Annotated in this window: 11 protein-coding genes, 1 tRNA gene and 2 pseudogenes; 6 read left to right on the top strand and 8 right to left on the bottom strand. The window is 71.5% G+C overall.

Annotation, left to right across the window (positions count from 1 at the left end):
* Positions 1-130 precede the first annotated feature (130 nt).
* Complete coding sequence (locus H8R17_RS25190; protein WP_187825484.1) at positions 131-1156, bottom strand: LCP family protein; 1026 nt, start codon at positions 1154-1156, stop codon at positions 131-133.
* Entirely contained in the window at positions 1156-3249 is a 2094-nt protein-coding gene (locus H8R17_RS25185) for a DegT/DnrJ/EryC1/StrS family aminotransferase (RefSeq protein WP_187825483.1), read from the bottom strand. The genes H8R17_RS25190 and H8R17_RS25185 overlap by 1 nt, the downstream gene beginning before the upstream one ends.
* Positions 3250-3434: 185 nt before the next feature.
* Here H8R17_RS25185 and H8R17_RS25180 point away from each other — a divergent pair, with 185 nt between their 5' ends.
* Positions 3435-4181 carry a TetR/AcrR family transcriptional regulator gene (locus H8R17_RS25180; protein WP_187825482.1) on the top strand — a complete coding sequence of 249 codons (747 nt, stop codon included), beginning with the start codon at positions 3435-3437 and terminating at the stop codon, positions 4179-4181.
* Here the strand turns inward: H8R17_RS25180 and H8R17_RS25175 are convergent.
* From H8R17_RS25175 to H8R17_RS25160, 4 genes are all read right to left on the bottom strand, one after another.
* Complete coding sequence (locus tag H8R17_RS25175; RefSeq protein WP_187825481.1) at positions 4144-4962, bottom strand: DUF427 domain-containing protein; 819 nt, start codon at positions 4960-4962, stop codon at positions 4144-4146. The genes H8R17_RS25180 and H8R17_RS25175 overlap by 38 nt on opposite strands.
* A gap of 52 nt (positions 4963-5014) precedes the next feature.
* Complete coding sequence (locus H8R17_RS25170) at positions 5015-5998, bottom strand: aldo/keto reductase (RefSeq protein ID WP_187825480.1); 984 nt, start codon at positions 5996-5998, stop codon at positions 5015-5017.
* 107 nt (positions 5999-6105) lie between these two features.
* On the bottom strand, positions 6106-6768 hold the full coding sequence (locus tag H8R17_RS25165) for an NUDIX domain-containing protein (protein WP_187825479.1): 663 nt from the start codon (positions 6766-6768) through the stop codon (positions 6106-6108).
* 91 nt (positions 6769-6859) lie between these two features.
* On the bottom strand, positions 6860-8224 hold the full coding sequence (locus H8R17_RS25160) for an aminotransferase class I/II-fold pyridoxal phosphate-dependent enzyme (RefSeq protein WP_187825478.1): 1365 nt from the start codon (positions 8222-8224) through the stop codon (positions 6860-6862).
* Positions 8225-8396: 172 nt separating this feature from the next.
* On the opposite strand from H8R17_RS25160, the gene H8R17_RS25155 reads away from it, so the two are divergent.
* Positions 8397-8894, top strand: coding sequence for a MarR family transcriptional regulator (locus tag H8R17_RS25155; protein WP_316959530.1), 498 nt, complete (start codon positions 8397-8399; stop codon positions 8892-8894).
* Between the two features lie 303 nt (positions 8895-9197).
* On the opposite strand, the pseudogene H8R17_RS25150 reads toward H8R17_RS25155, so the two are convergent.
* A pseudogene (locus H8R17_RS25150) lies at positions 9198-9560 on the bottom strand (DUF952 domain-containing protein).
* A 609-nt stretch (positions 9561-10169) separates the two neighbouring features.
* Here H8R17_RS25150 and H8R17_RS25145 point away from each other — a divergent pair.
* Together H8R17_RS25145 and H8R17_RS25140 are read left to right on the top strand one after the other, a co-directional pair.
* Complete coding sequence (locus H8R17_RS25145; protein ID WP_187825477.1) at positions 10170-10712, top strand: GNAT family N-acetyltransferase; 543 nt, start codon at positions 10170-10172, stop codon at positions 10710-10712.
* A gap of 154 nt (positions 10713-10866) precedes the next feature.
* A pseudogene (locus H8R17_RS25140) lies at positions 10867-10989 on the top strand (IS701 family transposase); the annotation flags it as partial.
* Between the two features lie 176 nt (positions 10990-11165).
* On the opposite strand, the gene H8R17_RS25135 reads toward H8R17_RS25140, so the two are convergent.
* A tRNA-Pro gene (locus H8R17_RS25135) sits at positions 11166-11242 on the bottom strand.
* 120 nt (positions 11243-11362) lie between these two features.
* Here H8R17_RS25135 and H8R17_RS25130 point away from each other — a divergent pair.
* Both H8R17_RS25130 and cobF read left to right on the top strand, forming a co-directional pair.
* A complete protein-coding gene (locus H8R17_RS25130) occupies positions 11363-11881 on the top strand; it encodes a DUF309 domain-containing protein (protein WP_187825476.1) in 519 nt (172 codons plus the stop codon).
* A 90-nt stretch (positions 11882-11971) separates the two neighbouring features.
* Positions 11972-12745 carry a precorrin-6A synthase (deacetylating) gene (cobF, locus tag H8R17_RS25125; RefSeq protein ID WP_187825475.1) on the top strand — a complete coding sequence of 258 codons (774 nt, stop codon included), beginning with the start codon at positions 11972-11974 and terminating at the stop codon, positions 12743-12745.
* The last annotated feature ends 253 nt before the right edge of the window (positions 12746-12998 follow it).

The following is a 12998-nucleotide window of genomic DNA, read 5'->3' as shown; positions in this document are numbered from 1 at the left end:
AAGAGACGCCGTGCCGGAGCGGCGGACGAGGTGCCGTGCGGGGCAGCGGGATCACCATGCCCTGCGCGGTGCGGCGTGGCGGCCGGGCCGGGAAGTCGCGGCACGTGGTGGCTGGGGCGCACGTCCTGCCTCACTTCCCGGTGCCGGCGGAATGTCCTGCCACCATGCGCTGGCAGAGCGTCCGCAGCCCGCTTCGGTCGACGATCAGGGCGTACTGGCCGTCGATCATGTCCGACCGGACGATCGGCGCGGTCCTGAAGGAGGCGTCCGCGGCGTTCAGGTGACGCAGGGCGAGGACGAGGTTGCGCAGGTCGGCGTTGGACAGGTGGTCGTCCACGCTCACGGCGGCGGTGAGGGCGTCGAGCATCCGGGAGACCCCCAGCGGGTCGGTGATGCGCACGTCTGCGCCGATCTCGCCGACCAGGCTCCGCAGGAACTGCTGCTGCCGCTTGATCCGGTCCAGCTCGCCGCCGGGCAGACCGTGGCGCTGCCGGACGTAGGCGAGCGCCTCCTCGCCGTTCATCGTGTGGGTGCCCGCAGTGAAGTGCTTGTGCTGCTCCGAGTCGTAGGAGCTCTCACGCACGGTGATCGGTACGCCGCCGACCGCGTCGGTGAGCGCCATGAAGCCGTGCCAGTCGACGACGGCGAAATGATCGACCCGCACATCGGTGAGCCGTTCTACCGTCTGGACGAGGAGAGCAGGGCCACCCCAGGAGAACGCGGCGTTGATCTTCGCGTGTCCGTGTCCCGGGATGGGCACCCAGCTGTCCCGCGGGATCGACACGGTGTACGCCGCGTCCTCGCCGGGGCCGAGGTGCACCAGCATCAGTGTGTCGCTGCGCTGGGCGCCTACCTTCCACAGAGGGGCCGCGGCGTCGTCTCCGGTGGTCGGCTTCCGGGAGCGGCTGTCGACACCCGCCAGCAGGAAGGTGGTTCCCTCACTGGGCTCGGGCCGCGGGCCGTCCGGGAAGGCGTGGGGTATGCGGGTGACCTGGTCGCCGTAGTGATCGGTGGCCCACCACAGGCCGCCGCCCCCCAGCCCGAGCACGGCGAGCAGGACGACCACGAGACCGACCAGCAGGCGGTTGCGCAGACGGTGACGCGGCCGGACGTTCTTTTTCGGCGCCCAGCGCGGCCACTCGTGGTTCGTGGACATCAGAAGTCGTCCAGGTGTGGATCGGCCGCCCCGGCACGCCTGTGGCGAGCCAGTGGGAACGTGGGGCACCCCGCGAGGAGTCCGGCGAGGACGCGGCGGACATCGCCGGTGTCGTTGCGTTCCACGCCGGGCAGGTGCACGGTGCGTGCGTCCGCTCGGAGGAGGTCCGTGATCCGCACGGGGCCGCTCCTGTGCAGGACGAAGACCTCGCCGACCTCGGCCATGCTCCCCACCTCCGGGAGCAGGCCGACGGCCTCCTCGACGGTCATGCCGAGCGCGGTGCCGGGCGGGGTGTTCTGCACGATGAGCGCGGCCGGCCGCGGCAGGTCGATGCCGGGGCGGTCCCGGATGTCCGAGATCACCCCGTCGTCGGCGTGCAGGGCGTCGCCGTGGAGCTCCAGCAGGAGCCGGTACAGCGCGTCCACGTCCATGGAACGCATGTCGCCGGCCCGCATGTGGCGGCGGAGCGCGGCGATGAGCGACGGTCGGTACCGCACGCCTGCCCCCGCGGCCTCCGCGGCGCGCGCCATCCGCCGGAAGCGATCCGCACCGGGGCCGGGGACGGCGACGACCACCGCCTCGATCCGGTGCGCGGGCACGTCCGCCCCGGTGCCGTCGAGCCGGCCGATTGCGGGCGGGCCCCCTATGACGCCTGACGCCGGCCCGATGACGCCGGCCCGGCGCCTGGCCGGATCGTCGTCTTCGTCGTCCAGGAAGCCGGCATAGTCGAGCCCGAGCTGCGGGGTGCGGGACGGATCACGGGCGAGCTCCTGCCCGGCCTCGCCGCTGCCGATGGCACGTGTACGCGGCCCGGTCGCCCGTCGCGTCCGCGGGGTGGGACGCCGTGGACCGAGCCGGGCCAGCTCCCCGCAGACGCGGTCGACGACCCGCTCGGTGAGGTGCGGGTGCAAAGGCAGGGACAGCAGCTGCGGGAACAGCGTGTCAGCACCCGGCAGGCCACCCGGCGGGATGAGCGCGGCCCGCTGAAAGTACGGCATGTGGTGCAGCGGGATGAAGTGGACCGAGGTGCCGATACCGCGCGCCGCCAGGCGTTCGATCAGTTCGTCACGGTCGGTTCCGTACTCCCGGAGCACCCGCACCACGCAGAGGTGACGGGCGTGCACCCCCGCGGTGGCGGGCTCCAGTCGGTCGAGTCCGGGCACGGTCCGAAGCGCCGCCTCGTAGCGCGCGGCCAGGGTGTGCCGACGCCGCTGCCAGTCGTCGAGGTGCCGGAGCTGAGCCCGCCCGATGGCGGCCTGTACGTCGGTCATGTTGGCCTTGAGACCGGCCTCCTCGACGGTGTACCGCCAGCTGCCGCCGGGCAGATTGCGCCGCCAGGCGCCGGCGGACATACCGTGCAGCCGACCGCGGCGGACCAGCCCGGCGAGTTCGGCGTCGTCGGTGGTGACCATGCCGCCCTCGCCGATGGGCAGGTTCTTGGTGGCGTAGAAGCTGAAGCAGGTGGCCCGCGACAGGCTGCCCACGGGCCGGTCGCCCACCGTCGTGCCCACGGCGTGCGCGGCGTCCTCGATCACGTGCGTCAGGGGCAGGTGCGCGGCTTCGGCCAGCTCGGCGACCGGGGCCGGCGACCCGGCGTAGTGCAGGACCATCATCGCGTGCGGGCAGCCGCACGCCCGGGCCGCGCGGGCCACCGTGGCCGGCGTCGGCATCCCGGTGCGCGGGTCCACGTCGACGAGCACGGGTCGCAGCCCTGCGTGCAGCACGGCATGGGCCGCGCCGCAGAAGGTCACGGCCGGGACCAGGACGGTACCGCCGGCCGGCAGCCGCAGGGCCCGCAGCGCCAGTTCCAGGGCCGCCGTGCAGGAACTCACCGCGACCGCGTGGGCGGCCGAGACATAATCCGCGAACTCGTGCTCGAAGCGTTCCGTCTCCGGGCCGGTGGTCACCCACCCGGAAGCGAGCACCCGCTGCGCCGCCCTGCGGGCCTCCGGGCTGATCCGGGTGAGGGCGAAGGGCACGCCACCGCCCGCAGAGCCGGGCGCCGGGGCGTCGACACGCGACTCGCCGTCGGGGGCGGGGGGCCGACCGCGCCCGCCCGGTTGCCGCCCGGACCGCAACCTGTGAACTGTCATGGGGGTGCTCCCCCTGTGCTGGCTTCCGTGGGGAACGTTCCGTCGGGAACGATGACGCCGTCCGCTGTCTCTTCGAGACATCCTTATCGCGTATATTTACGTCGTATACGTACAGATTGCGCTGCGGACCGCCTAGAGTCAACAGGAACGGAACACCGCACGCACCGAGCGTCTGGAGACGAGGCATGGCGAAGGACCCGGCCGAGGATGCCGCACCGGCGCGGCGCGCCAGCGACCGCGGCCGTTACGGACGGCTGAGCCGGGAGCGAGTGCTGGCCAGTGCCCTCGAGCTGGTGGACCGGGAGGGTCTGTCGGCGCTGAGCATGCGCCGGCTCGGCACCGAGCTCGGTGTGGAGGCGATGGCGCTCTACCGGTACGCCGCGAGCAAGGACGCCCTCCTCGACGGCCTCGTCGAGGCCCTGTACCTCGAGCTGGAGGCCCGGCTCGCCGCGGAGCCCGGTCCCGAGCCGGGGGTACCGGCGTGGCGGGCCGGGCTGCACCGCATGGCGCGGGCGACCTACGACGTGTGCCTCGCGCACCCCCGGGCGGTGCCGCTGCTCGCCACCCGCATGCTGGCAGTCCCGCTGGCCCGGCGGCCGACCGCCGTGTTGCGGGATCACGAGCGGGTGCTCGCGCTGCTTCGGGAGGCCGGGTTCGACGACGTGCGCAGTGGTGCTGTCTTCCGGGCCTACACCGCCTGGCTGCTCGGCTATGTGTCCGTGGAGCTGCGGCCCATGGTGGACAACCCGGACGAGCCCGATCCCGCCTTCCGCCTCGGGCTGCACCGGCTGTCGGCGCAGGAACTGCCCACGCTCCGGGAGACCGCCGCCACGCTCGCCGACCGGGGCGGGCCGGAGGGGCTGGCGGCCGGGCTGGACGCGCTGCTCGACCGGTTCACGAGGACGGAGGTCGGCGGGACAGCGCCTCGCTGAAATGCGTCACCGGGCGTTCCAGGGGTTCGCCGTCCACGGTGATGTCGACCGCCTCGTTGTAGAAGGCGAGGAGGTCCTTGACGGCGGCCGCGGGTGGCAGGGGGGCCGGGTAGCTCCAGAGGATGTGGGGCGGTACGTCGGGGTTTCCCCGCCAGGACCAGTAGCGGGCCGTGCCCTTGTACGGGCAGCCGGTGCTGTGGTCGGCGGGCTCGAACAGGTCGAGGCGGACGTCCTCGCGCGGGATGTAGTAGCGGGTCGGCAGGGCGGTCTCGAAGAGCAGGACCGGGCGGTGGGTGTCGGCTACGACCGTGCCGTCGATCTCGACCTGCACGTGGCGGCTGCTGGGCAGCGCGTCGACCCGCTTGTGCGGGTCACGGGGGTGGACGAAGATCTCTTCCTCCTCCTCGAACCAGCGGTCGAGGCCGGTGTCGGTGCGCCGGAACCACTCGAAGGCGATGTGTCCGGCCAGGTCGTCGGCGGGGAACGTCCAGGCCGCGTTCTCCCGCACCTCGCCGTCGGCGTGGAGGTCGTAGAAGATCCGGGAGCCGGTGTGGGTGCCCATGGCCGGGTGGTGCGCCGGGCGGAGGAGATCCGTGCGGACCTCCTCACGCGGGAAGGCGTACATCGGTACCGGGAAGGCCGGCTCCCAGACGAGGACCGGGTGGCGGCTGTCGACGACGGTGATGTCGCCCTTGCGGCCGCGCACCCAGCGCTCGCTGGGCTCCCACAGGAGCCCCTCGGGGGTGGTGCGGATGGACCGGGCGGCTGGGTGTGCGGGCATGGGCCCCTTCTCTCCCCGGGGTCGCGGGCCGTCGGCCGGGCGCGCGGCGGGTTCAGTGCGCCGCGTCCAGCCGGGCCCGCTGTTCCGGTGTCAGTTCGAGGTCGACGGCGGAAAGGTTCTCCTCCAATTGCACCACCGACGAGACGCCGACGAGCGGGATGACCGGCAGTTCGCCGCCGATCAGCCAGGCCAGCACCACCTGGTTGACGGTCGCGCCGGTCTCACGGGCCACGTCCCGCAGCGCGGCGAGGCGGGCGGGGGTGCCGGGGTGGTCGTAGTCGGTGGGCAGCCGGTCCGGTCGTACGTAGGCGCCCTTGAGCAGGGGTGAGTAGGCGACCAGGGTCAGGCCGGGCTCGGCCCGCAGGTAGCCGAGCAGGTCGGGGCCGGCCGCGCCGAGGCTGCCGTCGGGGAACAGGTCGCTGGGCAGGTCGGTGCGGGGGCGCAGATACGTGTGCTCGTACTGGAGCACCTCGTAGCCGGGCAGCCCGGCAGTGCCGGCCAGGGCGCGGGCGCGCTCCACGCGCCAGGTGGCCTGGTTGCTCACGCCGAGCAGGCCGACCGTGCCCTCCGCGACGAGGGCCGCGAAGCCCTCGACGGTCTCCTGCTGGGGCACGGTCGGGTCGTCGATGTGGGCGTACAGCAGGTCGAGCTTGTCCACGCCGAGGCGTTCCCGGCTGCGTTCGGCGGACTCGCGGATCACCTTCGCCGACAGGCCCTCGGGGTTGTCGACGTAGCTGGTGCCGGGGGCCAGGGGGCGGGCGCCGAGCTTGGTGGCGAGGACGATCTCGTCGCCGATGCCGCGGCTGCGGCGCCAGCGGCCGAGCAGGTTCTCGCTCTGGCCGCCCTGGCCGCCGTCCTCCCAGAAGGCGTAGTTGTCAGACGTGTCGATGAAGGTGCCGCCCGCCTCGACATAGCGGTCGAGGACGGCGAAGGAGGTCTGCTCGTCCGTCCGCGAGCCGAAGAGCATCGCGCCGAGCGCGAGCACGCTCACCTCGCGGCGGGTGGCCGGGTCGGTGCCGATGGTGCGGTACTTCACGGTACTTCCTCCCGTTCGGCCGGCGGGTCCGGCTCGAACGGGAGTCTTCAGCCTGGAGCGCCCTCCAAGTCAAGTGGTCCCGCGGGCACTTCACACTCGTTTCGGGCTCATTTCGCGAACGGGCTTTCCAGTGCCGCCCATTGGAGCAGCATGATGGTCTTCGCGTCGTTGATCTCGCCGGTGCGGATCATCTCCAGGGCCCTGCGGAAGGGGAGTTCGAGGATCTCGATGTCCTCACCCTCCTCGCCCAGGCCGCCGCCCTCGTGCGTGCGGGTGGACGGGCCGTAGGCGGCGGCGTAGAAGCTGACGCGTTCGGTGACCGAGCCGGGGCTCATGTACACGTCGAAGACGTGCTCGATCTCCCCGATGGTGTGCCCGGTCTCCTCCACGACCTCGCGCCGCACGGCGATCTCCGGGTGCTCGTCCTCGTCGTCGAGGAGCCCGCCGGGTGTCTCGATCAGCATGCCGTCGGGGTGGGCGTTGACGTACACCGGGAACCGGAACTGGCGGGTGAGCAGCACGGTTTCGCGTCCGGCGTCGTACAGCAGCATCGTGGCGCCGTTGCCGCGGTCGTGCGTCTCGCGCTCCTGGGTGGACCAGGTGCCGTCGGCGTGCCGGAAGTCGAAGGTGGTCGCGCGCTCGACGTACCAGTGGCTGGACAGGAGCTTCACGTCCCGCACCCTGACCCGGGGATTGCCGGTCATGTCCCGGCCGGTCCGGTCGAGTCCGGTGCGGCCGCGGCGGTCCGGGGTGTCGATGCCGGCGGTCATCGGGACGCCGTCCGGGCGGGGCGCGGGGAACGGCGCCAGTCTGTGTGGAGCGAGTTTGTCATGTCCACTTCTACCACGGATTCCGGGACGATCATCGACCGCGGGTGAGCTCTTCGACCCTGGTGTGCAGGTACTCGACGTGGTGCTCGGATTCCGGCTTCATGAGGACGCTGCGGAGGATGCGGGCGCCGTCGGCGTCCGCGGTGATCCCCGGATGGCGTGCGGTGAATGCCTCGCGGCCGGCCTTGAGGGTGCTCAGGAACACCGGATCGGGGCCGGTCATGCCGTCGGCGAGGATGCGCGCGGACGCGGAGTCGACGGCTGCCAGGGTGGCCGGTTCGACTGCGGGGAAGTAGCTGACGATGTCCAGCTCGGGCTCCTGGTAGAGCTCCAAGTGCTGTGATACGGCGATCAGTTCCGCCCACCCGAGTGCCGCCCGCCGGCCCGCGGCCAGCACCTGTCCGAGCCCCTCGCGCGTGGGCGGCAGGAGCTGGAAGGTGAGCCACAGGGCGGCGGCCGACGCCCCGGCTCGTGAGCACTCCAGGCTGATCTCGCCGAGGTGGAGCTCGCTCGAGGTGAAGTAGGTGTAGGGCGAGTCGTGGAGGTAGTGGCGGCCGACCTCGGGGTCGCGGAAGAGGACCGCGCCGCAGCCGTAGGGCTGGAGTCCGTGCTTGTGCGGGTCGACGACGATCGAGTCGCACCGGGCGATGGCCCGCCAGGGCTCGGACGGGAGTCCTTCGGGGCCGTCGGCGCCGGCCAGCAGGATGAAGAAGCCGCCGTACGCGGCGTCGACGTGGAGGCGGACGCCGTAGCGCTCCTTGAGGGCCAGCGCCTGGTGGACGGGGTCGACGGCGCCCAGGCCGGTGGTGCCGGTGGTGAGGACGACGGTGCCCACCTCGCCGGTGCGCAGGACGTCCTCCAGCGCGTCGAGGTCCATGCGGCCCCGGCTGTCGGTGCGGACGGGGTGGCCGGTCATGCCCAGGACGTGGCACATGCGGCCGTGGGTGTAGTGGGCGTCCTCGCTGTAGGCGATGCCCCGGCCGGGGTGGAGTTCGCGGGCGACGAAGAGGGCTTCGAGGTTGGCGATCGTGCCGCTGGTGGTGAGGTGGCCGAGGTGGGTGTCGTAGCCGAACATCGCGGCGAGCTGGGCGACGGCCTCGCGTTCCATCGCGGCGGTGGTGGGGCCGCCGTCCAGGGCGTGGTTGTTGGGGTTGATCAGCATCGCGGTGAGGTAGCCGACCACGGCGGCGGGGTGCGGGGGCTTGAGCATCTGGCCCGCGTAGTGCGGGTGGAAGAAGGGGTAGTTGTCCTTCAGCCTCCCGGTGAGCTCCTCGAAGGCGACGGCGAAACGGTCGTCGTCGATCTGGAGGGACGGGTGCGGCTGGTAGGGGCCGTAGGTGTCGGCCCAGTCCTGAATCGCGTGGGTGGCTCGGCCGAGCCAGTGCTGCAGGTCCACTGATCCCTTCCTCTCGTTCGCGGAGGCGTCTGCACCTACCATAGGATTTAGTTGACTACTCAGCAATTGCTTGCTCAGTAGTTGAGACATCAGTAGGTGTCAGGACAGTAAACTCACCGGGGGACGGACTCGGCAGGGCCGACGACGCGGACGGGCGAGAGGGTTCGGACAGGTGGAGGATGCGATCGGGCGGGATGCGGAGGCCGTGGCTGCCGCCCGCGCCGCCAACAGCGGGCTCGTGCGTGATTTCGGCCTGCTGGTGAAGGCCGCCACCCGGCTGGAACAGCGGATCGACAGCGCGGTGCGGCGGGAGTGCGGGATCAGTCACACCATGCTGGAGGTGCTCATCCGGCTCTGCCGGCAGCCCGGCGAAGAGGTCTCGCAGCGCCGGCTGGCCGACGACCTCACCCTCACCAGCAGCGGCACGACCCGCCTGATCGACCGCATGGAACAGGCCGGTCTGGTCCGCCGGGTGCCGTCGCCCGAGGACCGCAGAAGCGTCCTGGTCGAACCGACCCAGCAGGGGCGTGCGGTGTTCCTCCGGGCCGCCGACGTCCACGCCCGCGTGGTCCAGCGGCACTTCGTCGACCCACTGGGCGCCGAGGACTATGCGCGGCTGACGCATGCGCTGGGCGAGATCAACAGCGTGCTGCGCGAGGACGCCGGGTGACGAGCGTCGGCAAGGGGGTGTGCCGGCCTCCCCACCGGCCGGGCCATACGCGAGGAGCCTGGCTGGAGAAGGACGGCCGTCACGTACGACGCGCGACGGGGCCGCGCCAACCACGCACGCCGCGTCGAGTCGTACACCAGCCACCCCATGCCCGCGATGTCCGTCACCGCCCTCGGCCCCGCCTGGACGTGGGCTTCGTCCCGATCACCCTCGGCGCGGTCAACGCCGCCCAGCGCCACGAGACAGGCATCGCCTCCGCCCCACCAGGGCATCGCCACCCACGACCCGGTCATCCGACGCTGTTCACCTCACGTCCCGCAGCCCTGTCGCCCGGCCGTCCGTGTCCCACTGGATCTCCAGGACGCGCTCGACGGCGTCGCGGTTGAGGGGGCCGAACACGTGGGGGAACAGGACGCCCTCGGGGGTACCGGGCGGCGGGGCGGGGTCCGGGGCCTCGAAGACGCACTTCGCGGTGAGCCGGCTCTCGTCGAGGAGCAGCGCCAGCAAGGGCCTTGGCGCGTCCCGGTAGAAGGCGTTGACGACGGCCAGGGTGGTCGGCTCGTCGGGAGAGCAGTGGACGAAATCGTCCTCGGCGAGGGAAGCAGGCGCGTACGGCTAGTCGGGCTGAGCGGTCCAGTCACCGAGCGTGACGACGTGATAGATCATGATCTGGTTATACAACTGACCGGCCCCGCTCGATCACGACGACCGTGTTGCCGACTGCCGCCGTCCACGAGTCACTGCGGCGCCGTCAGCGGCCGGTCGACGTCGGCCCGCGGCAGGCCGATGCCGTGAGCCACAGCGAGCCACGCCGGCCCGTACACGCGGTGTGAGGCCGGGACGCCGATCGATCCGCAGGGCCGCCGCACTCGATGAAGTCGGCCGGGCCGCCGTTGACGACGCACGGCACATTCTCATGGGGTGACACCGGACGTTCGGCGCAAACATCGTCGTGCCGGGCGTCGGGAGTGCGCAGGTGGGATGAACACGCCGGTGACACTGCCGCCCCCAAGATTCCGCACACACTGCGCCCGAACAGGAGCCACGCCACGTCGAGGGCGACCTCCGCACCGGGCGCGGCGGCGCCGATGTGTTGCAGAGGGCGTTGGTTGCCCAGCCTGGACGGCGTGGCGGAGGCCGTCGCCCGCATGCACACCTCGCCCTCACCGCATGACAAGACCCGCCAAGTGCCCAGTTCAGGCTGCCTGATCACGGCCTTCTGCAACACGCTTTATTGGTTTGCCGCCGACCAGCCCGGTCGGATAGGAAGCTTGCATGCTTAGGGGCAACAAGGTTGGGCTCAGGGCCCGGCACGAGGACGACATCCCGATCCTGCGGGCCGAGCTCTACGACGACGTGGTCAACGCCTCGCGGGCCGAAGGCGGGCCGTGGCGGCCGATCACGCCCGGCTCGAAGGACCCGCGCCTCGTGGTGGACGACAAGGAGCAGGGGCACGTCCCGTTCTCCGTGGTGGAGCTGGAGGGCGGCACGCTGATCGGCACCGCGACGCTGTGGGGCATCGACAATCACAACCGGTCCGCGCACATCGGGCTGGGGCTGCTGCCGTCCTCACGCGGCCAGGGCTACGGCACCGACGTGGTCGCGGTGCTGTGCCACTACGGTTTCGTCGTGCGCGGCCTGCAGCGGCTGCAGATCGAGACGCTGACGGACAACGCCGCGATGCTGCGCTCCGCCGAGCGCAACGGCTTCGTCCGCGAGGGCGTGCTGCGCTCCTCGGCCTGGGTGATGGGCGAGTTCCTGGACGAGGTGCTGCTCGGGCTCCTCGTCCAGGACTGGAAGCCGGACTCGCAGGGCTAGGAGTCTCCTGAAGATCTTGAAACAGTGCCCGGCTCGCACCAGTTCATGGCCAATGACATTTACCGGCGATCCGGGGTGAGTCGGGCGCCAAGAACAAGATCTTCATCAGCCTTCCAGGGCCTGTTGATGCGGTACACCGGCGTCTACGGGAAAGATCGACAACTGCCAGAGCGGAGTGCTCGCCGCCTTCGCCACCAGCTCGGGCCGGGCCCTGGTCGACCGGGAGCTCCACCTGCCGAAGTCCTGGACCTCTGACCGTCACCGCTGCCGGGCAGCTTCCAACGACTCCGCCGGACCCTCAACCGGCTCCACTCCCCCACCCCGCCCAGCTTCTGCACCACAGCGAACCAGCCCCGCACCCGGCCTGCGACCCCAGTGCGACCACCAGCCCTCAGGAACGGGAAAAGCCGCCCTCCCACAAACGAGAGAACGGCCTCCGACCTGCACCAAAGCTGGTCGGGACGACAGGATTTGAACCTGCGACCCCTTGACCCCCAGTCAAGTGCGCTACCAAGCTGCGCCACGTCCCGGTGCGTCGCACGGCGGTGAGCCGTGATCGCGCGGACAGCACTTTACCGCACGGGCCGGGCCGCGCCGAAGGGGGCACGGCGGGAGACAAGAAGGGCGCACCGGCGAGGGACAATCGGCGTATGGCCACTTCATCCTCAGGCAGGGCGGCGGACGCGCGGGACCGTGACAGCGAGGGGCGGGCGCGCAGTGCCCGGCCGCGGGACGGGCTCGGGCGGCCCCTGCCGTACGGCGAAGAGGGCGTGCCCCGGCAGCCCGAGGGCGTGGCGCGCACCCCGCGGGAGACGGTCGCCGAGGCTCAGGCGCTGCTGGACGAGGGCAAGCCGTTCCACGCGCACGAGGTGTTCGAGGACGCCTGGAAGTCGGGACCCGAGGAGGAACGGGAGCTGTGGCGTGGCCTCGCCCAGCTCGCTGTCGGCCTCACCCACTCCGCCCGCGGGAATGTCACCGGTGGCGCGCGGTTGCTGCGGCGCGGGGCCGGGGCGGTCGAGGCGTGGGCGTCGGGCCCGGGGCGGTGGCGGCCGTACGGGATGGATCTCGCGGGGGTCGTCGCGTGGGCGCGGGAGCTCGCGGGGGTCGTGGAGCGGGGTGACGAGGTCGTGGACGCGGCGGCGCGGGCGCCGCGGTTGCAAGGCATGTAGGTCCCACGAGTTTCACCACGGTGGTCCCACAAGTTTCGCGGCGTGGGACGCGGTGCGGGCGTTGTCAGTGGCGTGGGGCAGACTCGGGGCGTGCGAAAGATTCATGTCATCGGTATCGGTGCGGGCGACCCCGAGCAGCTGACCCTGCAGGCGGTCAGGGCGCTGCGGAGCACGGACGTGTTCTTCGTCCTCGAAAAGGGCGAGGTGAAGGCGGACCTCACCCGGCTCCGTCGGGACATGCTCGACGCGCACATACCGGAGGGTGCCTACCGTGTCGTCGAAGCGCGCGACCCGGAGCGGGACCGGAGCGCCGGTGGGGCGGCGTACTCCCCCGCCGTGGGCGACTGGCGCAGCGCCCGGGCCGACATCTACGAGCGGCTGATCGTGGAGGAGCTCGGCGAGGACGAGAGCGGTGCGTTCCTGGTGTGGGGGGATCCGTCGCTGTACGACAGCACGCTGGGAATTCTGCAGGAGGTGCTGGAGCGCGGCATCGTGGCCTTCGAGTACGACGTCGTGCCGGGCATCAGCAGTGTCTCCGCGCTCGTCGCGCGGCATCGGACGGGGCTGAACCGGGTCGCCCGGCCGGTGCAGATCACCACGGGGCGGCGGCTCGCCGAGGGCCTTCCGGAGGGCGTGGACGATGTCGTCGTGATGCTCGACGCCCACCAGGCCTTCCGGCAGTACGCCGACCAGGACGTCGACATCTACTGGGGCGCCTACATAGGCACGCCGGACGAGATCCTCGTCTCCGGCCCGATCGCCGAGGCCGCTCCCCGCATCGAGCGGCTGCGTGCCGAGGCCCGCGACCGCAAGGGCTGGATCATGGACACGTATCTGCTGCGCCGGTATCCGCAGGATCGCTAGTTGTTCTGCCCCGGCAGGCAACGTTTGCCCGTCAAGGAGCGGCGTCCGGTGCGTGCTCTCGGCGTGCCGGCCGGAAGTCCTCGGACTGGACGTACTTGGGCTTTCGGCCGGTGCGGCGAGAGGGCGTGCCGGGCGCTGCGACGGGGCGAACGTTGCCTGCCGGGGCACTAGTAGGGCTTTGTTAGGTACCCCGGTTGTTCGTGCGTGGGTAGGGTGTGATCTTCTTTCGGGCGTGACACCTGAGGAGATGGAG

The sequence above is a fragment of the Streptomyces sp. TRM68367 genome (genome assembly GCF_014495685.1).
Taxonomy (GTDB): domain Bacteria; phylum Actinomycetota; class Actinomycetes; order Streptomycetales; family Streptomycetaceae; genus Streptomyces.
The sequence above is the reverse complement of the archived record's forward strand: the minus strand, read 5'-3'. Positions and strand labels throughout refer to the sequence as shown.